Annotated in this window: 20 protein-coding genes; 7 read left to right on the top strand and 13 right to left on the bottom strand. The window is 59.9% G+C overall.

Annotation, left to right across the window (positions count from 1 at the left end; translation table 11 throughout):
* The first annotated feature begins 16 nt into the window (after positions 1-16).
* Positions 17-664, top strand: a complete 648-nt coding sequence (gene pdxH / locus FFS64_RS21335; RefSeq protein WP_137807048.1) for a pyridoxamine 5'-phosphate oxidase — start codon at positions 17-19, stop codon at positions 662-664.
* A 5-nt stretch (positions 665-669) separates the two neighbouring features.
* Here the strand turns inward: pdxH and FFS64_RS21340 are convergent, their stop codons facing one another.
* The gene (locus tag FFS64_RS21340; protein ID WP_137807049.1) at positions 670-906 is read right to left on the bottom strand and encodes a hypothetical protein; all 237 of its coding nucleotides are present in this window, start codon (positions 904-906) and stop codon (positions 670-672) included.
* A gap of 167 nt (positions 907-1,073) precedes the next feature.
* Here FFS64_RS21340 and FFS64_RS21345 point away from each other — a divergent pair, with 167 nt between their 5' ends.
* On the top strand, positions 1,074-1,538 hold the full coding sequence (locus FFS64_RS21345) for a glycine zipper 2TM domain-containing protein (protein ID WP_137807050.1): 465 nt from the start codon (positions 1,074-1,076) through the stop codon (positions 1,536-1,538).
* Between the two features lie 83 nt (positions 1,539-1,621).
* On the opposite strand, the gene nhaA is transcribed toward FFS64_RS21345, so the two are convergent.
* Positions 1,622-2,809, bottom strand: a complete 1,188-nt coding sequence (gene nhaA / locus FFS64_RS21350) for a Na+/H+ antiporter NhaA (RefSeq protein WP_137807051.1) — start codon at positions 2,807-2,809, stop codon at positions 1,622-1,624.
* 238 nt (positions 2,810-3,047) lie between these two features.
* On the opposite strand from nhaA, the gene FFS64_RS21355 reads away from it, so the two are divergent.
* Positions 3,048-4,142, top strand: a complete 1,095-nt coding sequence (locus FFS64_RS21355; RefSeq protein ID WP_137807052.1) for a PLP-dependent cysteine synthase family protein — start codon at positions 3,048-3,050, stop codon at positions 4,140-4,142.
* Positions 4,143-4,258: 116 nt separating this feature from the next.
* Here FFS64_RS21355 and FFS64_RS21365 read toward each other — a convergent pair whose 3' ends face one another.
* From FFS64_RS21365 to FFS64_RS21375, 3 genes are all read right to left on the bottom strand, one after another.
* A complete protein-coding gene (locus FFS64_RS21365; RefSeq protein ID WP_137807054.1) occupies positions 4,259-5,872 on the bottom strand; it encodes an NAD(P)/FAD-dependent oxidoreductase in 1,614 nt (537 codons plus the stop codon).
* A 95-nt stretch (positions 5,873-5,967) separates the two neighbouring features.
* Entirely contained in the window at positions 5,968-6,633 is a 666-nt protein-coding gene (locus FFS64_RS21370) for a COG3650 family protein (RefSeq protein ID WP_137807055.1), read from the bottom strand.
* A gap of 207 nt (positions 6,634-6,840) precedes the next feature.
* The gene (locus FFS64_RS21375; protein ID WP_137807056.1) at positions 6,841-7,440 is read right to left on the bottom strand and encodes a short chain dehydrogenase; all 600 of its coding nucleotides are present in this window, start codon (positions 7,438-7,440) and stop codon (positions 6,841-6,843) included.
* Positions 7,441-7,545: 105 nt separating this feature from the next.
* Between FFS64_RS21375 and FFS64_RS21380 the strand changes: the two genes are divergently transcribed.
* Positions 7,546-8,454 carry a LysR family transcriptional regulator gene (locus tag FFS64_RS21380; protein ID WP_137807057.1) on the top strand — a complete coding sequence of 303 codons (909 nt, stop codon included), beginning with the start codon at positions 7,546-7,548 and terminating at the stop codon, positions 8,452-8,454.
* Between the two features lie 186 nt (positions 8,455-8,640).
* On the opposite strand, the gene FFS64_RS21385 is transcribed toward FFS64_RS21380, so the two are convergent.
* The 5 genes from FFS64_RS21385 to FFS64_RS21410 form a co-directional block, all read right to left on the bottom strand.
* Positions 8,641-9,342: an ABC transporter ATP-binding protein gene (locus FFS64_RS21385; RefSeq protein WP_057716104.1), complete on the bottom strand. Its 702-nt coding sequence runs from the start codon at positions 9,340-9,342 to the stop codon at positions 8,641-8,643.
* Positions 9,343-10,110 (bottom strand): high-affinity branched-chain amino acid ABC transporter ATP-binding protein LivG, encoded by a 768-nt coding sequence (gene livG / locus FFS64_RS21390; RefSeq protein ID WP_137807058.1) that lies wholly within the window; start codon positions 10,108-10,110, stop codon positions 9,343-9,345.
* The gene (locus tag FFS64_RS21395) at positions 10,107-11,363 is read right to left on the bottom strand and encodes a high-affinity branched-chain amino acid ABC transporter permease LivM (RefSeq protein ID WP_095195391.1); all 1,257 of its coding nucleotides are present in this window, start codon (positions 11,361-11,363) and stop codon (positions 10,107-10,109) included. The genes livG and FFS64_RS21395 overlap by 4 nt, the downstream gene beginning before the upstream one ends.
* Positions 11,360-12,283: a high-affinity branched-chain amino acid ABC transporter permease LivH gene (gene livH / locus FFS64_RS21400; protein WP_095195392.1), complete on the bottom strand. Its 924-nt coding sequence runs from the start codon at positions 12,281-12,283 to the stop codon at positions 11,360-11,362. The genes FFS64_RS21395 and livH overlap by 4 nt, the downstream gene beginning before the upstream one ends.
* A 232-nt stretch (positions 12,284-12,515) precedes the next feature.
* A complete protein-coding gene (locus tag FFS64_RS21410; protein ID WP_137807059.1) occupies positions 12,516-13,643 on the bottom strand; it encodes a branched-chain amino acid ABC transporter substrate-binding protein in 1,128 nt (375 codons plus the stop codon).
* A gap of 349 nt (positions 13,644-13,992) precedes the next feature.
* Between FFS64_RS21410 and FFS64_RS21415 the strand changes: the two genes are divergently transcribed.
* Positions 13,993-14,298 (top strand): DUF2288 domain-containing protein, encoded by a 306-nt coding sequence (locus FFS64_RS21415; protein WP_095195394.1) that lies wholly within the window; start codon positions 13,993-13,995, stop codon positions 14,296-14,298.
* 268 nt (positions 14,299-14,566) lie between these two features.
* On the opposite strand, the gene FFS64_RS21420 is transcribed toward FFS64_RS21415, so the two are convergent.
* On the bottom strand, positions 14,567-16,762 hold the full coding sequence (locus FFS64_RS21420) for a hypothetical protein (RefSeq protein WP_137807060.1): 2,196 nt from the start codon (positions 16,760-16,762) through the stop codon (positions 14,567-14,569).
* A 197-nt stretch (positions 16,763-16,959) separates the two neighbouring features.
* On the opposite strand from FFS64_RS21420, the gene FFS64_RS21425 reads away from it, so the two are divergent.
* Positions 16,960-17,856, top strand: coding sequence for an NAD(P)-dependent oxidoreductase (locus tag FFS64_RS21425; protein ID WP_171017115.1), 897 nt, complete (start codon positions 16,960-16,962; stop codon positions 17,854-17,856).
* On the opposite strand, the gene FFS64_RS21430 is transcribed toward FFS64_RS21425, so the two are convergent.
* Complete coding sequence (locus tag FFS64_RS21430) at positions 17,813-20,029, bottom strand: bifunctional diguanylate cyclase/phosphodiesterase (RefSeq protein WP_305955747.1); 2,217 nt, start codon at positions 20,027-20,029, stop codon at positions 17,813-17,815. The genes FFS64_RS21425 and FFS64_RS21430 overlap by 44 nt on opposite strands.
* 290 nt (positions 20,030-20,319) lie before the next feature.
* Here FFS64_RS21430 and FFS64_RS21435 point away from each other — a divergent pair, with 290 nt between their 5' ends.
* Entirely contained in the window at positions 20,320-21,669 is a 1,350-nt protein-coding gene (locus FFS64_RS21435) for an MFS transporter (protein WP_137807063.1), read from the top strand.
* 151 nt (positions 21,670-21,820) lie between these two features.
* On the opposite strand, the gene rapA is transcribed toward FFS64_RS21435, so the two are convergent.
* Positions 21,821-24,667, bottom strand: coding sequence for an RNA polymerase-associated protein RapA (gene rapA / locus FFS64_RS21440; protein WP_137807064.1), 2,847 nt, complete (start codon positions 24,665-24,667; stop codon positions 21,821-21,823).
* Positions 24,668-24,761 lie beyond the last annotated feature (94 nt).

Here is a 24,761-nt window from a genome sequence, read left to right on the forward strand (position 1 = left end):
AAAAAAGGAATGCGCCATGACCAAGGCCCTGGCTGATATGCGCCGCGATTACACCCGTGATGGCCTGACCGAGGCGCAAGCCCCGGCCGAGCCGTTCGCGCTGTTCCACCAATGGTTCGCCGACGCAGTGAAAACCGAGCAGGCACCGGTGGAAGCCAACGCCATGACCTTGGCCACAGTCGATCAGGACGGTCGGCCGCATTGCCGCATCCTGTTGCTCAAGGGGCTGGATGCCCAGGGCTTCACCTTCTTTACCAACTATGACAGCGCCAAGGGCCAGCAACTGGCCGCGAATCCGTTCGCGGCGATGACCTTTTTCTGGCCGACCCTGGAGCGCCAGGTGCGCATCGAAGGGCGAGTGGTGAAGGTCACGCCTGAAGAGTCTGATGCTTACTATCAGGTTCGCCCGCTGGGCAGTCGCCTTGGTGCCTGGGCTTCACCGCAAAGCCGGGTGATTGCCGGTCGCGCCGAGCTGGAAGCGCTGCTCAAGGACACCGAACAACGATTCAACGACAGCCAGCCTCACTGCCCCGAACACTGGGGCGGTTATCGTTTGCTGCCGGAGCGCATCGAGTTCTGGCAAGGCCGTTCGAGCCGCCTGCACGATCGCCTCAACTATCGCTCTCAAGGCGCTGACTGGATTCTTGAACGTCTGGCACCCTGAGCCGTCTACCGGTCGGGATAGTTTGCCGCAGCGGCTTCCAGCCATTGCGGCAGGTCTCGACGCTTGATCTTTTGCGCTTGAGCGTTCGCCAGTTGCTGGAGCATGAACGCTTTTTTGCGTTCGTCGCCTCCCGCCAGCGCTAACGCCAGATCGCGGTCCATCCAGCGTTTGATCCGCACGTAAAGCCACCAGTGGAAATACAGACCGGCGGCGGTGGTGACCACAATGATAAAGTAATCCATGGAAATCCTGTGCCCGCAGCGCAAATTGCGAAATTTGCCGTTACCGTGTGATGAATTCGTTTAAGTGCCTGTACAAGGCCTGAATCGAAACAATTTTATCCAGGCGATGCCGTGACAGGCGTCAAGCTGCGGAGTTTAATGGTTACCTGTCCTTTGGAGTTGATTCTATGCGTAAGTCTGTTCTGCTGGTTGCTTCCTTTTCCACGATGGCGATGTTGCTCACTGGCTGCCAATCGAGCCTGACCGGTGACTCCTACTCCCGTGACGAAGCGCGTCGCGTGCAGACCGTTCGCATGGGCACCATCGAAGCATTGCGTCCGGTAAAAATCGAAGGCACCAAAACCCCGATCGGCAGCATCGCCGGTGCCGCAGTCGGTGGCGTTGGTGGCAGCGCCATCGGTGGCGGTAAAGGCAGCATCGTCGCTGCAGTCATCGGCGCAGTCGCCGGTGGTCTGGTAGGTTCGGCGGCCGAAGAGGGCCTGACCCGTACCCAGGGCGTCGAAATCACCGTGCGTGAAGACGACGGCAGCATGCGCGCCTACGTGCAGCAGGTTCAGGAAAACGAAGTGTTCCGTGTTGGCGAGCGTGTGCGTATTGCCACGGTTGACGGTACAAGCCGCGTTACGCACTAAGCGGGAATACAGGTAAAAGAAAACCCCGACCGGGTGACTGGTCGGGGTTTTTTGCGTGTGGCGAGGGATGGCGGAGTCTTTGGCTAAACCTGTTGTAGCGCGCTCTTGCGACTCGCCGCCGCCGTCACCGCATAACCGATCAATGCCGCCAGGATCGAGCCGGTCAGAATCCCCATCCTATCCATCCCGGCGTATTCGCTGGCGCCAGGTACGAAGGCCAGGGAGCCGACGAACAAACTCATGGTGAAGCCGATGCCACAGAGGATCGCCACGCCCAGCACCTGGCCCCAGTTGGCGCCCTGGGGCAGGGCGGCGATGCCGGACTTCACTGCCAGCCAGGTCAGGCCGAACACGCCAATGGTTTTGCCCAGCAGCAGGCCGATTGCAATGCCCATCGGCACGTGATGGGTGAAGCTTTCGACGGTCACGCCGCTCAGGGACAGGCCGGCGTTGGCGAAGGCGAACAGCGGCAGGATGCCGTAGGCCACCCATGGGTGCAGGGCGTGCTCCAGGGTCAGCAGTGGCGAGGGTTCAGCGTTTTTCGTGCGTAGCGGAATGCAGAAAGCCAGGGTCACACCGGCCAGTGTGGCGTGCACACCGCTCTTGAGTACGCAAACCCAGAGGATCAGGCCGATGATCATGTACGGGCCGAGCTTGACCACACCGAGTCGGTTCATGCCGATCAGAGCCGCGATGCAGGCCGCGGCCAGCGCCAGGGACAGGGTCGACAGCGCACCGGAATAGAAGATCGCAATGATGATGATCGCGCCGAGGTCGTCGATGATCGCCAGGGTCATCAGGAACAGCTTCAACGATACCGGAACCCGTTTGCCCAACAGCGCCAGCACGCCAAGGGCGAAAGCGATGTCGGTGGCGGTTGGGATCGCCCAGCCGCTCAGGGCCGGCGGGTTGTCACGGTTGAGGAACCAGTAGATCAGCGCCGGCACCACCATGCCACCGATGGCGGCCGCGCCGGGCAGGACGATTTGCGAGGGCTTGGACAGTTGCCCGTCGAGGACTTCGCGCTTCACTTCCAGGCCGATCAGCAGGAAGAACAGGGCCATCAGGCCGTCGTTGATCCACAGCAGCAGCGGCTTGGCGATCTTCAACGCACCGACCTGGGCCACCACGGGCGTGTCCAGCAAACCGTTATACAGCCACGACAGCGAGGAATTGTTGATGATCAAAGCCAGAATGGCAGCGGCGATCAACAGAAGACCGCTGGCAGCTTCCAACTGAAAGAAACGCGTGAAAGTGCTACGCAGAGGCAAAGTCGCTCTCCATTAATCGATTCAAAAGGTCGAACACCCTAACCCGTGCCCTTAGAAGTTAAAACAAAAGTTATATTCTTTTTTGTTATATGTCGTTACAAGCGGCCTTTCTTCAACGCAGCTGAGCCTAGCAGTTGCCAGGCGTATTGAACTTCAGCTGTACCTGTGCGGGATGTAGGATTTTTCCTAAGCTTGGTGATTGAGCCAGACTCCTGCCCGAGCCAACGAGAAAACCAACATGAGCGACAACCGACAGTGGGCCCGCGAAGCCATCCGGATCATCGAAGCCGACTTCCAGCGCAGCGCCGACACCCACCTGATTCCTTTGCCGCTGCCGGGTTTTCCGGGCATCGAGTTGTATTTCAAGGATGAATCCAGCCATCCCACCGGCAGTCTCAAACACCGCCTGGCCCGTTCCCTGTTTCTGTATGCGTTGTGTAACGGCTGGCTCAAGCCCGGTGCGCCGGTGATTGAGGCCTCCAGCGGCTCGACGGCGATTTCCGAGGCGTATTTCGCCCGTTTGTTGGGGGTGCCGTTCATTGCGGTGGTGCCGGCCAGCACGTCCAAAGAGAAGATCGCGCAGATTGCTTTCTACGGTGGCCAGACTCACTTGGTCGCCGATCCGACACAGATTTACGCTGAGTCCGAGCGCCTGGCGCGGGAACATGATGGGCATTTCATCGACCAGTTCACCTATGCCGAGCGCGCCACCGACTGGCGGGCGAACAACAACATTGCCGAATCGATCTTCCAGCAGATGCGTTTCGAAAAGCATCCGGAGCCGAGCTGGTTGATTTCCAGTCCGGGCACCGGCGGCACCACGGCCACCCTGGGGCGGTACGTGCGCTATCGCCAGCATTGCACGCGTGTGCTGTGTGCCGATGCCGAGCGTTCAGTGTTCTTCGATTACTACCTGACCGGTGACGCCAGCCTGCGCCTGGATCACGGTTCGCGAATCGAAGGCATTGGCCGGCCACGGGTAGAAGCGTCGTTCCTGCCCAAGGTCATCGACGCGATGGTCAAGGTGCCGGATGCGCTGTCACTGGCAGCCATGCATTACCTGGCCGAGCGGTTGGGCCGGCATGTCGGCGGATCGAGCGGAACCAACCTGATCGGCGCACTGATGGCGGCGCAGCAAATGGCGGCAGCTGGGGAGACGGGGTCGATCGTCGCGATCCTGTGTGACAGCGGCGAGCGCTATGCCACGACTTACTACGACCAGAAATGGCTCAAGGCCGAGGGGTATGAGTTGAGCGGGTTGATGGCAGTGGTAGCGGCGAGCGTCGAACAGGGCGTGGCGCTGCCGGCCAGCGTGTTGCGCGCCAATATCTGACACACTGAAGAACAAATGTGGGAGCGGGCTTGCTCGCAAATACGGTTTCAGTTTCAACAGAGATGTTGGCTGATCCACCGCTTTCGCGAGCAAGCCCGCTCCCACAGGGATTTGTATCAGGCCTCGATGCCGAGAATGTCTCGGGCAACGGCCTCGGCAATGCGAATCCCATCTACACCCGCCGACAAAATCCCCCCCGCATAACCCGCGCCTTCACCGGCCGGGAACAAGCCCTTCACGTTCAGGCTCTGCATCGACTCGTTACGGGTGATCCGCAGTGGCGACGAGGTGCGGGTCTCGATTCCGGTCAAGACCGCGTCGTGTAACGAGTAGCCGCGAATCTGCTTCTCGAATGCTGGCAAGGCTTCGCGAATGGCTTCGATGGCGAAGGCTGGCAGGGCCAGCGCCAAGTCACCCAGGGCAACACCCGGCTTGTAGGACGGTTCAACGCTGCCCAGTTCGGTGGACGGCTTGCCCGCAATGAAGTCGCCGACCAGTTGCGCCGGTGCTTCGTAGTTGCTGCCGCCCAGTACATAGGCGTGGGACTCCAGGCGTTCCTGCAACTCGATACCGGCCAGCGGACCGCCCGGATAGTCGACTTCCGGGGTAATCCCGACGACGATCCCGGAGTTGGCGTTGCGTTCGTTACGCGAGTATTGGCTCATGCCGTTGGTGACCACGCGGTTCGGCTCGGACGTCGCCGCCACCACGGTGCCGCCCGGGCACATGCAAAAGCTGTAGACCGAGCGGCCGTTCTTGGCGTGGTGCACCAGTTTGTAGTCGGCGGCGCCCAGTTTCGGGTGGCCGGCGTATTTGCCCAGGCGCGCGCGGTCGATCAGCGACTGCGGGTGCTCGATACGGAAACCGACCGAGAACGGCTTGGCTTCCATGTACACGCCACGGCCGTGGAGCATGCGGAACGTGTCGCGGGCGCTGTGGCCGAGGGCCAGGATCACGTGTTTCGAATGAATCTGCTCGCCGCCGTGGAGTTCGACGCCGACCAGTTGCCCGTCTTCGATCAGCACATCGGTGACCCGCTGCTGAAAGCGCACTTCACCGCCGAGGGCGCGGATCTCTTCACGCATGTTTTCCACGACGCCGGTCAGACGGAACGTACCAATGTGCGGTTTGCTGACGTAGAGGATTTCTTCCGGCGCACCGGCCTTGACGAACTCATGCAGGACTTTGCGGCCAAGGAATTTTGGGTCCTTGATCTGGCTGTAGAGCTTGCCATCGGAGAACGTCCCCGCACCGCCTTCGCCGAACTGCACGTTGGATTCGGGGTTGAGTACGCTTTTGCGCCACAGGCCCCAGGTATCCTTGGTGCGCTGGCGCACATCGGGGCCGCGCTCGAGGACGATCGGCTTGAAGCCCATCTGCGCCAGCAGCAGCCCGGCGAAAATGCCGCAGGGTCCGAAGCCGACGACGATCGGACGCGCGCTCAGGTCGGTCGGCGCCTGGCCAACCATTTTGTAGCTGACATCCGGTGCCACGTTGACGTTACGGTCATCGGCGAACTTGTGCAGCACCGCGGCCTCATCGCGAACGTTGAGGTCGATGGTGTAGATGAAGCACAGCTCGGAGGATTTTTTGCGCGCATCGTAGCTGCGCTTGAACAAGGTGAAGTCGAGCAGATCATCGCTGGCGATGCCCAGGCGTTGCACGATGGCAGGGCGCAGGTCTTCATCGGGATGGTCGATCGGCAGCTTGAGTTCAGTGATTCGTAACATGACGGGATCCGGTTCGCGGGGCGCACAACTGCGCCAGGGCGTTTGAAGGCGGCGATTATAAGCCGCAAAGACCGGGTCCCGTGAGGCTTAAACGATCAGTCGTCGCGCGATCCGCCGAAATACCCGCAACCGCGTTGCACCTGGCCGTCGATACGCAGCTCGGCACTCATGTGCAGGACGCTGCCGCTGCTGCTGTCGACGCAGCGTTGCGGCGCGACCCACAGTTCGATGTGTTGATTATTGGCTTCGGTACTGAGATTGAAGCGGCCATCGCCCAGTTGCTCTTCGACGTAGGGGACGGCCAAGGGTGGTTGGGCGACGCGGTCGATGATCATGCCTTTACCGCTGACTCTCACACTCCACTCGGGCTCATGGCCAGTCGCGCGCAGGATCAGCTTTTTGAAGTCGGGATCGTCACAGGCGTGACCTGTCTGCTCGATGCGATACAGCTGTTCAATGTCGAGTTGACCGTCGCCGGAACCGGAAACGATCCGCCCGCGCACATCGGCAAACAGCTTGCCCTGGGCATCGGCCAGGCTCGCGGCCTGTTGCAGGACGCTGGTGCCGCCCGTGTCGTTGACTGCATAACGGCGTTGCTCGCCGCAGGGCTGGAACAACAGTTTGCCGTCGGCGGCACTCAACTGGCCTTGCAGGCGGGTCTGGCCCACGTGTGAGGCGCTTTCACGCGAACCGTCGAGCAACTGACAGGCTGCGAACAAGGGGAGCAGGGCAACAAGGACTAAGGAACGGGCAACACGCATCTTGGGGTCTCCTGACAAGTGCCGCCACGTTACTCAGCCTGACCGTTCATCACAACCCTGCCAACGGGTATCAATCACCCTGTAGGAGCGAGCTTGCTCGCGAAAAACGTGAAGGCGCCGCTTTCATTCAGATAGCCCTTGTCATCATTAATGCCCATCGCGAGCGATCGAGCGTCGACCGGCTGCTTCTACAGCGAGCGTGTTGTGTTAGCCCACGTGAAAGGTCTGACCAGTCTGCAAGCCTTCGACACTTTTGGCGTAGGCCAATGCCACATCCGCCGCAGGAACCGGTTTGAAGCCGCGGAAGTAAGGGGCGTATTTACCCATGGCTTCGACCAGCACGTTCGGGCTGATCGAGTTGACCCGCAGGCCGCGTGGCAGTTCGATGGCTGCGGCACGGACGAAGCTGTCCAGCGCGCCGTTGACCAGCGCTGCCGAGGCGCCACTGCGGATCGGGTCGTGGCTGAGCACACCGGTGGTGAAGGTGAACGATGCGCCGTCATTGGCAAACTCGCGGCCGATCAGCAACAGATTGACCTGGCCCATCAGCTTGTCTTTCAGGCCCAGGGAAAAACTCTCTTCGGTCATCTCATCCAAGGGGGCGAAGGTCACGTTGCCGGCGGCGCTGATCAGCGCATCGAACTTGCCGGTTTGCTCGAACAGTTTGCGAATCGAGGCGCTGTCGCTGATGTCCACCTGAAAGTCGCCGCTGTTGCGGTTGATGCGCACGATTTCGTGGCGTTGGGACAGTTCCTTGTCGATGGCCGAACCAATGGTGCCGCCCGCGCCGATCAAAAGAATTTTCATGTTGCCGTTCCTCCACTGGATTGAATGTGGGTTCAGTTTAGAGTGGTTTTTTCTGCTGATAAGCGCGCTAATAGGCAACCTTTGGTTTTCAAATGGAAACAATCCATGAGTGAAATGGATGATCTGGCGGCGTTCGCCGTATTGGTCGAAGCGGGCAGTTTTACCTTGGCCGCCCAGCAGCTCGGTTGCAGCAAGGGGCAGCTGTCCAAGCGTATCAGCCAACTGGAAACGCAATTTTCCGTGGTGTTGCTGCAACGCACCACACGACGCCTGAGCCTGACGGCAGCCGGTGCGGCGTTGTTGCCACAAGCCCAGGCGCTCGTAGTACAAGTGGAGAGGGCGCGTCAGGCCCTGGCACGATTGAAGGACGATATGGCCGGTCCGGTCCGTATGACAGTTCCGGTGTCGCTGGGAGAAACCTTCTTCGATGGCTTGCTGCTGGAGTTCTCGGCCAAGTACCCCGAGGTGCAGATCGAACTGGAGCTCAACAACAGTTACCGCGAACTGGCGCGCGACGGCTTCGATCTGGCGATCCGCTCTGACGTGGCCATTGACCAGCGACTGGTGGCGCGTCCGCTGCTGGCCTGGCACGAGATGACCTGCGCGAGCCCGGCCTATCTGGAGCAATACGGCGAACCGCAGACACCCCGGGCGTTGGCCGAACACCGATGCCTGCTCAACAGTCATTACAGCGGTCGTGAGGAGTGGCTGTATCACCAGCAACACGAACTGCTGCGGGTGCGGGTCTCCGGGCCGTTCGCCAGCAACCATTACAACCTGCTGAAGAAAGCGGCACTGGCCGGCGCCGGTATTGCCCGTTTGCCGTCTTACCTGCTGCCGGCGGAATTGGCTGACGGACGTTTGCGCTGGCTGTTGCGTGACTATCAGACCCGAAGCATGCCGATGTACCTGGTGCATCCGTATCAGGGCGGTTTGCCGAAACGCACGCAGGTGCTGGCGGATTATTTGATGGGGTGGTTCAAGCGCAGTGGGGAAGCGCTGGATCGGCTATAAAACCGAAAGCGCACATCCTGTGGGAGCGAGCCTGCTCGCGAATGGGGGCGTGTCAGATACATCAATGTTGAATGTCCCACCGCTTTCGCGAGCAGGCTCGCTCCCACAGGGGGGGCAACGTCGCTGTTGAGACTGGCGCAAAAAAAAACGGCCCGCGAAGGCCGTTTTTTTGTTTACCGCAAAGGCTCAGCCACCGAGGTAGGCGTCACGCACTTTCGGATCGGTCAGCAGCGCTTCACCGGTGCCGGTCATCACCACCCGGCCGTTTTCCAGCACGTAGGCACGGTCAGCGATTTTCAGCGCCTGGTTGGCGTTCTGCTCGACCAGGAACACCGTCACACCGTCCTTGCGCAGCTGTTCGATGATGTCGAAGATCTGCTGGATGATGATCGGAGCCAGGCCCAGCGACGGTTCGTCGAGCAGCAACAGCTTGGGCTTGCTCATCAGCGCACGACCGATGGCGAGCATCTGCTGTTCGCCGCCGGACATGGTGCCGCCGCGCTGGTTGAAGCGCTCTTTCAGGCGTGGGAAAAGTCCGAGGACCTTGTCCATTTGTTCCTGATAGTCGCCCTTGGCCGTGAAGAAACCGCCCATGGACAGGTTCTCTTCCACGGTCAGGCGGGAAAACACCCGACGGCCTTCCGGAACCACGGCGATGCTCTTGCGCATGATCTGCGAGGAGTCCTGGCCGACCAGTTCTTCACCCATGTAGCGGATGCTGCCGCTGTGGGCCCGAGGCGAACCGCACAGGGTCATCAGCAGCGTGGACTTGCCGGCACCGTTGGCGCCGATCAGGGTCACGATTTCGCCCTGGCGGACTTCGACGTTGACGCTGTGCAGGGCCTGGATCTTGCCGTAGAAGGTGGAAACGTTTTCGAACTGCAGCATTTACGCTTCCCCCAGGTAGGCTTTGATCACTTCAGGATTGTCGCGGATCTCATCCGGCGTACCGTTGGCCAGAGGCGTGCCCTGGTTGATCACGACGATGTGGTCGGAAATGCTCATGACCAGTTTCATGTCGTGTTCGATCAGCAGCACGGTGACATTGTGCTCTTCACGCAACACGCTGATCAGCGCCTTCAGATCTTCGGTTTCCTTCGGGTTCAGGCCGGCGGCCGGTTCGTCGAGCATCAGGATCCGCGGACGGGTCATCATGCAGCGGGCGATTTCCAGGCGACGTTGCTGACCGTAGGCCAGGGTGCCGGCCGGACGGTTGGCGAATTCACGCAGGTTGACCTTGTCCAGCCAGTACTCGGCGTATTCCATGGCCTCGCGCTCGCTTTTGCGGAACGACGGGGTCTTGAACAGGCCGGACAGGAAGTTGGTGTTCAGGTGACGATGCTGGGCGATCAAGAGGTTCTCGACCGCGGTCATGTCCTTGAACAACCGCACGTTCTGGAAGGTACGCACCACGCCTTTGAGAGCGATCTTGTGGCCCGGCAGGCCTTCGATCTGCTCGCCGTCCAGCAGGATGCTGCCGCCGCTCGGCTTGTAGAAGCCGGTCAGGCAGTTGAACACGGTGGTCTTGCCGGCGCCGTTGGGGCCGATCAGTGCAACCACTTGTTTCTCTTTCACGCTCAAGGCAACGCCGTTGACCGCCAGCAAGCCGCCGAAGCGCATGCTCAGGTTTTCTACTTTAAGGATCTCGCGGCTCATTTGCGCAGCTCCATGTGAGGACGTTGCATGGGCAGCAGACCCTGAGGGCGCCAGATCATCATCAGTACCATCAAGGCACCGAACATCAACATGCGGTACTCACTGAACTCACGCATCATTTCCGGCAACAGGATCATCACCACGGCGGCCAGGATCACACCCAACTGCGAGCCCATACCACCCAGTACCACGATGGCGAGGATGATCGCCGACTCGATGAAAGTGAAGGACTCCGGCGTGATCAGGCCTTGACGGGCAGCGAAAAAGCTACCGGCGAAACCGGCGAAACTGGCGCCCAGGGTAAAGGCCGACAGTTTGATCACGGTAGGGTTGAGACCCAGTGCGCGGCAGGCGATCTCGTCTTCGCGCAGTGCTTCCCAGGCGCGGCCCAGCGGCATGCGCAGCAGGCGGTTGATGACGAACAGCGCAGCCAGTGCCAGGAGCAGCGCAACCAGGTAAAGGAAGATCACCTTGTTGATCGAGTTGTATGCCAGACCGAAGTATTCGTGGAAAGTCTGCATGCCTTCGGCGGCTTTACGTTCGAAGGTCAGGCCGAAGAACGTCGGTTTCTCGATGTTGCTGATGCCGTTCGGACCGCCGGTGAGGCCGGTCAGGTTACGCAGGAACAGACGGATGATTTCACCGAAGCCCAGGGTCACGATCGCCAGGTAGTCGCCACGCAGACGCAGCACCGGGAAACCGAGCAGGAAGCCGAAGGTGGCCGCCATCAGGCCGGCAATCGGCAGGCAGATCCAGAAGCTCAGGCCGTAGTAGTGCGACAGCAGCGCATAGCTGTAGGCGCCGACGGCGTAGAAGCCGACGTAACCGAGGTCGAGCAGGCCGGCCAGGCCGACCACGATGTTCAGGCCCAAGCCGAGCATCACGTAGATCAGCACCAGCGTCGCGATGTCCACCGCGCCGCGAGAACCGAAGAACGGCCAGATCAGCGCACCGGCGATCAACGCAATGATGAACCAGCGTTGGGTACTCGGCAGGGTCAGGAAGTTGGTGGCCTTGGCCGGTATCAGCGGCATGCCTGGCGAGGAGCGCCAGGCCGAGCTGATCTGCTGGTCGAACAAGACACGCAGGAACATCAGCACCGAACACACGGCGATGGTGATCAGCGTCGCGGTGCTGGTGCCGTGGACTTCGAGGTGGATACCGACGATGGTCAGCTTCAGACCCAGTACCGGGTAGGCCACGGCCCACACCAGCAAGGCGCTGAAAAACGCCTGTTTAAGATTCCTAGTCATACTTTCTCAACCTCCGGACGGCCCAGCAGGCCGGTTGGCCGGAACAACAACACCAAAACCAAGAGACCGAAGGCTACGACGTCCTTGTACTGGTCGCCGAAGATATCGGCACCGAAAGCTTCTGCCACACCCAGTACCAGCCCGCCGAGCATGGCGCCCGGAATGCTGCCGATACCGCCCAGTACCGCGGCGGTGAAGGCCTTGAGGCCGACCAGGAAACCGGCGTTCGGGTTGATCACGCCGTATTGCATGCTCAGCAGCACGGCCGCGATGGCCGCCAGCGCGGCACCGATGACGAAGGTCAGGGCGATGATGTTGTTGGTGTTGATACCCAGCAGGTTGGCCATCTTGATGTCTTCGGCACAGGCGCGGCAGGCGCGGCCCAGGCGAGAGCGGGAGATGAACAGCGTCAGGCCGAGCATGGCGATCAGGGTCACCACGAACACCACGATTTGCATGTAGGAAATCAGCACTTCATGTGCGCCACCTGGCCCAAAGGCAAAGTTGCCCGGAATCAGGTTGGGAATGGATTTGTCCTTGGAGTCTTGCGCCAGCAGAACCGTGTTCTGCAGGAAGATCGACATGCCGATGGCGGAGATCAGCGGGATCAGACGGTTGCTGCCGCGCAAGGGGCGGTAGGCAATCCGTTCGATGCTGTAGCCGTAGGCACTGGTGACGACGATGGTCGCCAGGAAAGCGGCGGTCATCAACAGCGGAACACTGTCGAGTCCCATCATGGCCAGCCCGGCGATGGCGATGAACGCCACGTAGGAGCCGATCATGTACACCTCGCCGTGGGCGAAGTTGATCATTCCAATGATGCCGTAAACCATCGTATAGCCGATGGCGATCAGGGCATACGTGCTGCCAATGGTCAAACCATTAACCAGCTGTTGGAAGAAGTGATAGATGTCAGGCATTACAGCGCTCCTAAAAACCTGATACGCATTTCACTGGTGGAGTCATTTTCCCGCCCGATCCCGTGGATCTGCATCCACTTCGAATTCGGGGTTTGCCAGCGAACCGCTGATGACGGTTTTGAGATTTTCAGGTGGGGAGACTAGCGGATCACGCCAGCGCGGCCCAGGTACGTTCGTAAAACAAAGCCCACGGCAGGCCGTGGGCTTTATTGGCAGTCAGTCAGGCAAGGCCTTACTGAGGCTTGGCTTCAGTTTTTGGTTTGCCGAAGTGCCACTCGTAAACCACAAATTTGAAGTCTTTCAGGTCGCCCTTGTCGTCGAAGCTCAGGTCGCCGGTTGGCGTCTTGAAGGTGCCTTTGTGGATGGCTTCAGCCACTTTGGCGGTGTCTTCGGACTTGGCAGTCTTGATGCCTTCGGCGATCACTTCCACAGCCGAGTAGGCCGGGAACACGAACGGACCGCTCGGGTCTTCTTTCTTGGCTTTGAACGCGTCAGCCAGGGCGACGTTGGCCGGATCCTGGTCGAAGGATTTCGGCAGGGTCACCAGCAGGCCTTCGGAGGACTTCTGAGCGATCTGCGAGATCGAATCGTTACCCACGCCTTCCGGACCCATGAACTTGGCTTTCAGGCCTTTTTCATCCGCTTGACGCAGGATCAGACCCAGCTCCGGGTGGTAGCCGCCGTAGTAGACGAAGTCGACGTTGGCTTGCTTGAGCTTGGCGATGATCGAGGAGAAGTCTTTGTCGCCGGCGTTGATGCCTTCGAACACGGCAAGCTTGGTGCCTTTCTTCTCGAGGGTTTGTTTGACGGCGGTGGCGATGCCTTCACCGTATTGCTGTTTGTCGTGCAGGACAGCAACGATTTTCGGTTTTACGAAATCGGCGATGTAGTTACCGGCGGCAGGGCCCTGGGCGCTGTCCAGGCCGATGGTGCGGAACACCATTTTGTAACCACGGGTGGTGATGTCCGGGCTGGTGGCAGCCGGGGTGATCATGATCACGCCTTCGTCTTCGTAGATGTCCGAAGCCGGTTGAGTGGAGCTGGAGCACAGGTGGCCGACCACGAATTTAACGCCGTCGTTGACGACTTTGTTCGCGACCGCTACCGCTTGTTTTGGATCACAGGCGTCATCGTATTCAACGGCTTCGAGTTTCTTGCCGTCTACGCCGCCTTTGGCGTTGATCTGTTCGATGGCCATTTTGGCGCCACTGAACTGCATGTCGCCGTATTGGGCTACAGGGCCGGTTTTAGGGCCGGCGATGCCGATCTTGATGGTGTCAGCTGCGAACGAATGGCTGGCAACCCCGGCCAGAACCATAGCGGCAAACAGTTTGGAAATCTGCTTAGTAGCCTTAGTCATAGTGCTCCACTCTTACTGTTGTAGTTTTTATAGTCCTGGCGCCGTCGGCAGCAGAACCGGGTCAGTATCTACGACATTCCCCGGAAAAGCCCCTCGGCAACTGTACCGGTACAGTGTAGAGCGCCGATTGTCAGCCTGGGAAGCTGGCGCCAGGGGGCAAAACTTGAGGGTGTCGCTTTTTTGAAAGAAAAAGTCAGAATTGCGGCGGGGTGTTGACGGGCTTATAGCCAGATTCCGTGCATTCCTTGGCTTTCCTGCGCTTTTCGTTCAGTGACACAAATTGCATCTGGGTTTTTCTGCCCGACCACCGACGTTATCATTGCGTCGATTTCTTTTCCGGACCGGACCCATGACTGAAGAACCTAGCACCCTCTATGCCAAGCTGCTTGGTGAAACCGCATCTATTACCTGGAAGGAGTTGGAGCCGTTCTTTGCCAAGGGTGCCCTATTGTGGGTCGACCCCGGCCTGGATTTGATCGCCGCCGCCGAGGCCGTGGCCACCGACGAAGGCGAGAAAGTGGCTGCCTGGCTGGCCTGTGACAAGGTCGCCAAGCTGTCTGAAACGCGGGCGCTGGATCTTTTCGAACGTGATCCGCAGTTGTGGGCAGTGGTGGTTTCGCCGTGGATCCTGATCCAGGAAAGAGCAAAGGCTTGAAAGTGCGCACTCGTTTGGTGCGCGTCGCCGCTGACCAAAAGTGTGTAGCCGAGTAGCGTGATGGCACGTTGCCGTAGAGAAAAGCCACAGCTTCACGGTGACGTAAACGTAACGGGAACAGTTGAGCGGGCAGCTTGAGGGCTGCTCAATTGTTTCTGGGTGTTGGAATTGCGTGAATCCGAGGAAGTCTTCGCGAGCAGGCTCGCTCCCACAGGATTCAGTGATGACCTTGTGGGAGCGAGCCTGCTCGCGAAGGGAACGACGCGGCTTAGAAGGTTTTACCTGTGTGGTTATTCAGCGAAATAACCTTGGTCTTGCCGATGCGGTGACGGTAGATCTCACGCAGGTATTTGATCGCTTTCTTCACGCAATCGCGCGACAAACGAATGTCGTTGATCGAGACGAACTTGTCCTTGTCGTTGATCAGCTCGCGGTATTTCTTCTCGTACATCGGTTTGATCGCGTACCAGTTGGTATCGAGGATCTTCGCCGGGTTCTCGAACTCGTTGAGCAAGTCATCAATCCGCGCTTCGTCGAACTCTTCGTTGACGATGAAGTCCAGCATCGAGTTATCCAGGGTTTCGTCGAAACGGTACGGACTGCGTGCGAAGCAACGTTTGATGAAGGCCACGATCAGCGTCAGGAAGTCGTCCGACAGGCACGGGCTCTTGGCGATCAGGGTGGTCAGCGACAGGTTGGCCGAGGCACCGATTACCAGTGCGTAGCGTTTGAGCGTGGTATTGGGGAACAGGTTGTTGAGATGGGTCTTCAACCGGTTCAGGTCCATGTAGGACAGCTTGTAGTCCTTCGGCAGCGAAACGATCGACACCACCGACGAGCAGTTCTTGAAGAAGTGCAGGTCGTGCAGGGCCGCCGCGTCGTAGCTGGAATTCTTGTACTGCTCCAGCGACGCACGATAGCGCTTGGACTCTATTGGCAGCAGGCTGATGCCTTCGATGGCCTGGGTGACCTTGTTGAAGTGCGGCAGGTCGATGGAGCGGAAGAACAGATCGTCGATGTTCAGGCGCTGCGGCTCTTTCTCGAACACTTTGAACTTGTCGCTGGTAGGCGCCGGGGTTTCCGGGACCACGGACTCGGCGTAGGCAATCGCCACCGGGCCGGCCAGGCTCATGAACAGGTCGTTGGCGTCCAGGCGAATGGTTTCGCCGATGTCGATGCCGGCGCGACGGAAATAGTTCTGGTCGTAGTCGGTCGTTACCGCTTGCGCCGTCAGAATGTTGAAGATCTGCTGCGAGATGTATTGGTTGGCGTGCTTTTCCATGGCATTGACATCAATGTTCTGGATGTTGCCGTCGTCGCTTTCTTCGGCGTAACGCATGATGTCGTTGGAAATCAGCATCATCGCGTTCCAGGGGCGGATGCGGCCCATGACGCTGGCTTCGCTGCTGTCTTCGTTGGCGAAGTTGTAGGAGAAGTCCCATTCTTCCGACAGGTATTTACAAAGCAGGCGACCGGCGTTGATGTGCAGCGCTTCGGACATTTCACTGCGGTGATCGGAAATGTTCGGCAGCACGCAGATGCCGCTGGTGAAAATCGGCTCGAAAACGAAGGAGTGACCGCTCTTGCTGTCGTGTTCATCCATCGGCTTGGTGTCGAACGTCTTGTTCATGTACGAGTGTTGCTGGGCCAGGCCGAATTCCGAAGCCATGCCCGAGCCAGTACCGCCGCCGGCACTGAAGATCGAGAAGTACAGGCGCGATTGGTTGGCCTTGATGCCGCAGCTGTCGATCAGGTACGAGTGAATCATCTTCCAGTCAGGGCTGGAGAAACGCTGGGTGTCCTTGTTCAGGATGATCTTGGCCAGGTATTGGCCGAGGATCGGCGCGTTACCGGCACCACCGGCGTGGACTTCCGACAAGTCCATGATTTTCATTTTGCTGTAGTCGCGCAGGAAACCGCTTTTTTCACCCTTGCGCGAGAAACGGATGCGACCGGCGATGTCTTTGTCGAGGTCGCCGAGCATCACCAGCGGCTCTACCAGGAACACCGGTTTGGTCGCCTTGTTCGGCATCAGGCGCAGGTTGGTGCGAATCCACTGGGCTGGGCTGTAGCCTTTTTCGGCATAGCGCTTGTCCGGCGACAGGCGGTCTTCACTGTTGAATTCGTTGAGGTAGAACTTGCGGGCGTTGTATACCAGCTCCGCCACATCCAGCGCGATGTTCGAACCGCAGCGGCCCAGGCCGATCAGGCACACTGACGGGAATTCCTGGTCGCTGTGCTGTTCGTTGTCGCCTTCAAGGTGCGGTGGACGCGGGAACACCATGTCGCGCAGGCCGTCGAGGTTGTCGAGGATGCGGTCGGTGTTGGTTTCGGTGAAATACAGGTATTGCTGGGTCGCCAGCGGGCGTGACGGGAGCAATGGCTTCGACGATGAAGGGCTGTTCGCCGCGGGGCTCAAGGTCAGGTCGGATACCGCAGTGGCCGGGTTGTTTTTGGAAGTCATTGTTCGCCATGTACCTGGGCTGGTTGGTCGGGCGACACGCTGTCGTCGAACCGTCACGGATGAGAACTCGCGTCTTTTATCAGCGCGTATTTGGCCCAAGCGTCAGAGCCGTGGCCTGAGCGTCGCTCGGGGGAATCCTTTCCTGAGTCATGATGAATCGGCCGATGTTCGGCGATCTTTAATCAAAAAGAGGCAAAATGATGTCAACACTACCTTCGTTGGGTTTCGCCGGAATCGGTCTGATGGGGCTGCCGATGTGTCGACGCCTGCTGGCGGCGGGTTATCCGCTGACGGTGTGGAACCGTAATCCGGCTAAATGCGCGCCGCTGGTCGAGGCGGGTGCCCGCCAGGTCGCGACCCCGGCAGAGTTGTGCCGGCACGCGGATCTGGTGCTGTTGTGCCTGGCGGATACCTCGGTGGTGCGTGAAGTGGTGTTTGGCGCGACCGGGGTGGTCGAAGGCGCGAAAAGCGGCCAGTTGCTGGTGGATTTCTCCAGCCTGGAACCCACCGCGACGCGGGAAATGGCGACAGAGCTTGTCAGTCGAACCGGCATGGGCTGGCTTGATGCGCCGGTGTCCGGTGGCGTGGTCGGTGCCGAGGCGGGGAGCCTGGCGATCATGGTCGGTGGCGATGCGGCGAATCTGGAACGCATCAAGCCCGTGTTGTTGAATCTGGGCCAGCGCGTGACCCACATGGGCGCTGTCGGAGCAGGGCAGGTGACCAAGGCCTGCAATCAGATGATCGTCGCCTGCAATGCGCTGGTGATTGCCGAAGTGGTGGCGCTGGCGGAGCGTTCCGGTGTCGATGCGAGCCTGATCGCCGAGGCGCTGGCCGGTGGTTTTGCCGATTCGAAACCTTTGCAGATCCTCGCCCCGCAAATGGCCGAGAGCCGTTTCGAACCGGTGAAATGGCATGTGCGGACCTTGCTGAAGGATCTGGACACGGCGGTGAAGTTTTCCCGCGAGCAGGGTTCGGCGACACCGATCAGCGGCCTGGCGGCGCAACTGATGCGACTGCATGGCGGGCAGGGGTTCCTGGAAAAAGACCCGTCTACATTAGTGCAGATGTACCGTGCACCAAATTCAACGACGTAGGGGTGTAGGTGTGCCTGCGCTGGTTGATTTCGTTCAACACCGGACGTAATTCAGCCAGCGGCACCGGCCGGCTGAGCAGGTAACCCTGAACGAAGTCACAATCTTGGCATTCGAGAAACTGGTATTGCTCGAAGGTTTCGACGCCTTCGGTGACCACGTCCAGATGCAGAGTGTGGGCCATGGCAATAATCGCCTGGACGATTTCCATGTCCTGGGTCGACTTGGGAATGTCCTGAATGAATGAGCGGTCGATTTTCAACGTGTTCAGCGGCAAGCGCTTGAGGTAGGCCAGAGACGAGTATCCGGTGCCGAAATCATCGATCGACAGCGACACTCCCAAGTCTCGAATCTGTCGCAGCAGCACCAGAGTGTCGGCGATATTGCCCATCAGGGCATTTTCGGTCACCTCCAGTTCCAGTCGTTGCGGCGCGACCCCCGCGCAGCGCAATGCCTGTTCGATTTTCCCCGCCAGTTCCTCGCGCGCCAGGCTCAGGGGCGAGCAGTTCACGGCGATCTTCAGGGCTTCGCACCCCTGGCGCGACAACTCACCGAGGTCTTCACAGGCTTTGCGCAGCACCCAGTTGTCCAGTTCGGTGATCAGGCCGTTGGCCTCGGCGAGGGGGATGAAGCGGTCAGGTGCGAGGAATCCGTGGACCGGGTGTTGCCAGCGAATCAATGCTTCAAGCTTGCTCACCTGGCCGGTTTTCAAGTCGTAGATCGGTTGGTAATAGAGCATCAGGCCGGTGTCTTCGCGCAGGGCATGGCGTAGCTCTTCCTCCAGTTGCAGCTCCAGCGTGGCACGGGCCTTGAGGTTGGCACTGAAGAAATTCAGGCCATTGCGCCCACTGCCCTTGGATTGATACAGCGCCAGGTCGGCGTTTTTCAGCAGCTCGTCGCAGGTCTTGCCGTCATCGGGAAACAGGCTGATGCCGATGCTGGTGGTCATGACCATGCGCCGCCCGGCCAGCTCGATGGGCTCCTTCATTTTCAACATGATGCGCTGCGCCATGTGCCGCGCTTCTTCGCGATCATGCAGGTTGATGAGCATGCAGAACTCGTCGCCACCAAAGCGCGCCACCACGTCCTCATGGCTGCGCACCGAGCCTTTGATGTGGCTGGCGATCACTTTGAGCAACTCGTCGCCGGCGTCGTGACCGAGGCTGTCGTTGATGCGCTTGAAATGGTCGATGTCCAGGAACAACACGGCGAGCATGCCGCCCCCATGGGTTTTCTCGATGAGTTTCTCGGCGAACAGCTGGTTGAAACCGCGGCGGTTGATCAGGTTGGTCAAAGGGTCGTAGTGCGCCACCTGTTGCAGCGACATGCGTGCCTGATCCAGTTGGGTGAGCAGTGAGTTGACCCGCTGCAGGTCATGCTCCTTGTGTTGCAGCTTCTTGTCCGCCAGCGCCGCACTGACGCTGCTGCCGATGATCAGCAGTGTCATCACCGCGACCGTCAGGCCCAACTGCAGATGGTTGTTTTCCCCGGGTTGGGTGAGGAGGCTACCGGTGGGCAGCACCAGATTGAAGGCGGCCATGCCGGTGAAATGCATGCTGATGATGCCTGTCCCGAGTACCAGGCTGGCGCTGTATTTGAGCAACTGATGGAACATCCCGGTGCCGTTGCGCAAGTAGTTCGCCAGCAGCAATGCCGCGAGGCTGGCGCCAATCGCCACCACGATGGAGAGAGCGAACAAGGTCGGTTGATAGTAGGCCATCGCCGGCGAGCGCAGGGCGGACATGCCCACGTAATGCATGGTGGCAATACCCAGGCCGATCCAGATCGAAGCCTTCAGGCATTGCCAAAAGTTCAAGGCAGGGCGACTGAGCGTGTGCATCGCCAGCCATGAAGCCAGCAGGGCGATCAACAGGGAGGCAAGGGTGATGGGTAGATGGTAATGCACATTGACCGGCGCCTGGAACGCCAGCATGCCGATGAAGTGCATGGCCCAGATCCCGCCGGCCAGGCACCCGGCACCGCCCCAGCGCCATAAGCGTCGGGAGGCGGGTTTTTCCGCATGGGCGACGCGCTCGGCCATGTCCAGCGTGGCAAAGCTACCGGCACAGGCAACCAGATAAGCCAGTAGCACCAGAAAAGGGTCATGTATGCAATTGAGTATGACCTGCCCGCTCTCTGGCAGCTCGGTAATGAAATGCAGACCAAGCCACTCCATAGCATGCCCCATGTTGTTTACCTGACCGGTGCAAGCAGCGCCGGCGAATGTCGTGAAGTATAGAGGTCAGGTACGGATCGCAAGCGGTAGTGGCAAATTGATGTCTACCATTTTGGAATGAGCGTTAGAGCGTTTGGAAATAACTCGTTGCATGAGCAGCTCCGGGCGCCATGGACAGGTATCAGCTTTACGAATAATTACAGACAGCGTTGGCGGGTCTGACTAGATTGCAGGTTCCGGGCTCGGATGCGCTGGCAGTGAAGCCCCATAACAATAAAAGAGACGGACCCATGCAGAACTCGACCCAAGCGGCGAATGCCTGGCGCATTCTGTTCCTGCTGTTCCTGGCCAACCTGTTCAACTTTTTCGACCGCACCATCCCGGCCATCATCATCGAACCGATCCGCATGGAGTGGCACCTCAGCGATTTTCAACTGGGGATCATCGGTACGGCGTTCACCATCGTTTACGCAATCGCCGGTCTGCCCCTGGGGCGGATGGCCGACACCGGTTCGCGCAGCAAACTGATGGGTTGGGGCCTGGCGACATGGAGCGGACTGACGGCGGTCAATGGCATGGTCGGCAGCTTCTGGAGCTTCCTGATCGTGCGCATGGGCATCGGAATCGGTGAAGCCAGCTATGCACCGGCTGCCAACTCGCTGATCGGCGACTTGTTTCCGGCTCATCGCCGGGCGCGGGCCATGGGTATTTTCATGCTGGGGCTGCCGTTGGGGCTGTTGCTGGCGTTCTTCACCATCGGCGCGATGGTCAAGGCGTTCGACAGCTGGCGTGCGCCGTTCTTCATCGCCGCAGTGCCGGGGTTGATCCTGGCGGTCTTCATGTTCTACATCAAGGAGCCCAAGCGCGGTGCGGCCGAAAGCGTGCAGGTGTCGCAGGAGAAGGTTGACCGGCCGATTCGTCGTGTCCTGGCGGTGCCGACCTTCCTGTGGCTGGTGCTGGCCGGCCTGTGCTTCAACTTCGCGACTTATGCCTGTAACTCGTTCCTGGTGCCGATGCTGCAGCGCTATTTCCTGATGCCATTGCAGGAAGCGGCAGTGGCGACCGGGGTCATTGTCGGCGTAACCGGATTGGTCGGCCTGACCCTGGGTGGCTGGATCGCGGACAAGATCCACCAGCGGGTGGCCAATGGTCGTCTGCTGTTCGCCGCGTTCAGTCTGATTATTTCTACCTTGTGCACGGCGTGGGCGCTGCATTCGGGGCGGATCGAGATCGGGGTGTTCGTGGCCGTTTTCAGTGTGGGCTGGCTGTTCGCCTATAACTTCTACACCTGCGTTTACACGGCGATCCAGGATGTGGTCGAGCCGCGTCTGCGGGCAACGGCCATGGCGCTGTTCTTCGCCGGGCTTTATCTGTTGGGTGGTGGTTTGGGGCCGGTGGTGGTCGGTGCCTTGTCCGATCACTTTGCGCACACGGCCATGTTATCGGCGGGTGCCGAACAGATGACCGAGGCGTTCAAGGCGGTCGGTCTGCATGATGCGATGTACCTGATTCCGGTGGCACTGTTTTTCACCATGGTGTTTCTGGTGCTGGCGTCGCGGTGTTTTGTAAGGGATGCCAAGCGGATGAAAGAGGGTTTGGTGGCGGTGGTTGAGCCTGAAGGTTCTGCGGCGACTGCATAATCGCCATCGCGGGCAAGCCCGCTCCCACAGGGGGCTGATTTGTGGGAGCGAGCCTGCTCGCGAAGGGGGCATCAGCAGCACTACAAAACTCAGGCAAATAAAAAGGCCCGCATCGCTGCGGGCCTTCTTGTTTACCGGTGGAGCAGGGGGGTTAACCCGCCACCAACACCCGGATCGCTTCCAGTCTCAGCGCAGCCTTGTCGAGCATGGCCAGGCCTTGCTCGCGTTGTTTGCGCAGGGCAACCAGTTCGCTGTCGCGTACGGTCGGGTTGACCGCTTGCAACGCGGTCAAGCGTGCCAGTTCTTCATCGGTATCAGCCGCCAGGCGACGTTGCGCCTCCGCCACTCGTTCGGCGTGACGCGGGTAGATCTTGTCTTCGCCGGCGTTGATCCGTGGCGTCAACTGATCGCGCTGTGCCTGGATGAACTTGTTGGCGCTGGCGCGCGGTACGCTTTCGAGTTGATCGTTCAGGGTCTCGAACGACACCCGGGCCGACAGGTCATTGCCGTTGGCATCGAGCAGGCAGCGCAATGCGGCCGGCGGCAGGTAGCGGCCCAGTTGCAGCGAGCGCGGGGCAACCACTTCGCTGACGTAGAGCAGTTCCAGCAATACGGTGCCGGGTTTCAGCGCCTTGTTCTTGATCAGCGCCACGGCGGTGTTGCCCATGGAACCGGACAGCACCAGATCCATGCCGCCTTGCACCATCGGGTGTTCCCAGGTGATGAATTGCATGTCCTCGCGGGACAGCGCCTGGTTGCGGTCGTAAGTGATGGTCACGCCTTCGTCGTCGCCCAGCGGGAAGCTGGCATCGAGCATTTTTTCGCTCGGCTTGAGGATCAGGGCGTTTTCCGAATGGTCCTCGCTGTCGATGCCGAAAGCGTCGAACAGGGTTTCCATATAGATCGGCAGGGCGAACTGGTCGTCCTGCTCAAGAATCGCGTCAACCAGCGACTCACCTTCGCCGGCACCGCCGGAATTGAGCTCCAGCAAGCGGTCGCGGCCGGTGTGCAGTTCGGCTTCCAGGCGCTCACGCTCGGTACGGGCTTCGTCGATCAGTGTTTGCCATTCGCCATCGTCGGCCTCTTCCAGCAGCGGCAGCAGGCGCGGGCCGAACTGATGCTGCAAGGCGTTGCCGGTCGGGCAGGTATTGAGGAACGCGTTCAACGCCTCGTGGTACCACTGGAACAGGCGCTCTTGCGGGCTGGTTTCCAGGTAGGGCACGTGCAATTCGATGGTGTGTTTCTGACCGATCCGGTCCAGACGACCGATCCGCTGTTCCAGCAGGTCCGGGTGGGACGGCAGGTCGAACAGCACCAGGTGATGGGAGAACTGGAAGTTGCGGCCTTCACTGCCGATTTCCGAACAGATCAGCACTTGCGCGCCAAATTCTTCGTCGGCGAAGTAAGCGGCGGCGCGGTCACGCTCGAGGATGTTCATGCCCTCGTGGAATACCGTGGCCGGAATGCCGGAGCGCACGCGCAGGGCGTCTTCCAGGTCCATGGCGGTTTCGGCATGGGCGCAGATCACCAGCACCTTGGTCCGCTTGAGCATTTTCAACTGGTCGATCAGCCACTCGACACGCGGGTCGAATTTCCACCAGCGTTCTTCTTCGGTGGCGTCCGGCTGGGCCTGGAAGCTGACTTCCGGATACAGCTCGGCGTGATCGCCCAGTGGCAGTTCGAGGTATTCGTCCGGGCACGGCAGCGGATACGGGTGCAGTTTGCGTTCCGGGAAACCCTGCACCGCGGTACGGGTATTACGGAACAGCACGCGACCGGTGCCGTGGCGATCCAGCAGTTCCCGCACCAGGCGGGCGCTGGCTTCGGTGTCGCCGTCGTTGACTGCGGTCAGCAGGGCTTCGCCTTCGTCGCCGAGGAAACCATGGATGGTTTTATGCGCTTGTGGCGACAGACGTCCCTGGTCCAGCAACTCCTGAACGGCCTCGGCCACCGGGCGATAGTTTTCGCTCTCGGCGCGGAAGGCGTGCAGGTCATGGAAGCGGTTCGGGTCAAGCAGGCGCAGACGGGCAAAGTGGCTGTCCTGGCCCAGTTGTTCCGGGGTTGCGGTCAACAGCAGCACGCCGGGAATGGTTTCGGCGAGTTGCTCGACCAGCGAATATTCAGGGCTGACCTGATCTTCGTGCCACACCAGGTGGTGCGCTTCGTCGACTACCAGCAAATCCCAGCCGGCGGCGAACAGCGCGTCCTGGGCCTTCTCGTCGTCCACCAGCCATTCCAGGGCAACCAGCGCGAGCTGGGTGTCTTCGAACGGGTTGGAGGCATCGCTTTCGATGAAGCGTTCTTCGTCGAACAGCGCGACCTGCAGGTTGAAACGGCGGCGCATCTCCACCAGCCACTGGTGCTGAAGGTTTTCCGGCACCAGGATCAGCACGCGATTGGCGCGGCCCGAAAGCAGTTGGCGATGGATCACCAGGCCGGCTTCGATGGTTTTGCCCAGGCCCACTTCGTCTGCCAGCAGAACCCGTGGCGCAATACGGTCGGCGACTTCACGGGCGATGTGCAACTGGTGCGCGATCGGTTGCGCACGCACGCCACCCAAACCCCACAGCGAGGACTGCAATTGGCGGCTGGTGTGTTCGAGGGTGTGGTAACGCAGGGAGAACCAGGCCAGCGGGTCGATCTGGCCGGCGAACAGGCGGTCGCTGGCCAGGCGGAACTGAATGAAATTCGACAGTTGGGTTTCCGGCAGGGTGACCACTTCGTTCTGGGCGTTGAGGCCGTGGTAGACCAGTAGGCCATCCATGTCGTCAACTTCGCGAACGGTCAGTTTCCAGCCTTCGAAGTGAGTGATGCTGTCACCCGGCGAAAACCTTACACGAGTGAGAGGCGCATTCCGTAGCGCGTACTGGCGAGTGTCGCCAGTGGCCGGATAGAGCACGGTCAGCAAGCGGCCGTCCTGTGCCAGAACGGTGCCCAAACCCAGCTCGGCTTCGCTGTCACTAATCCAGCGTTGCCCCGGTTGATACTGCTGCGCCATGCTGCCTGACTCCCACCTTGAAAAAGCGGGCTATCTTAACGGAATGAGGGCTTCAGGGCCAAAGGACTCTCAGAAAAACTCTCGGGTTTACGTT

Source organism: Pseudomonas sp. G(2018), assembly GCF_005502415.1.
Classification (GTDB): Bacteria; Pseudomonadota; Gammaproteobacteria; order Pseudomonadales; family Pseudomonadaceae; genus Aquipseudomonas.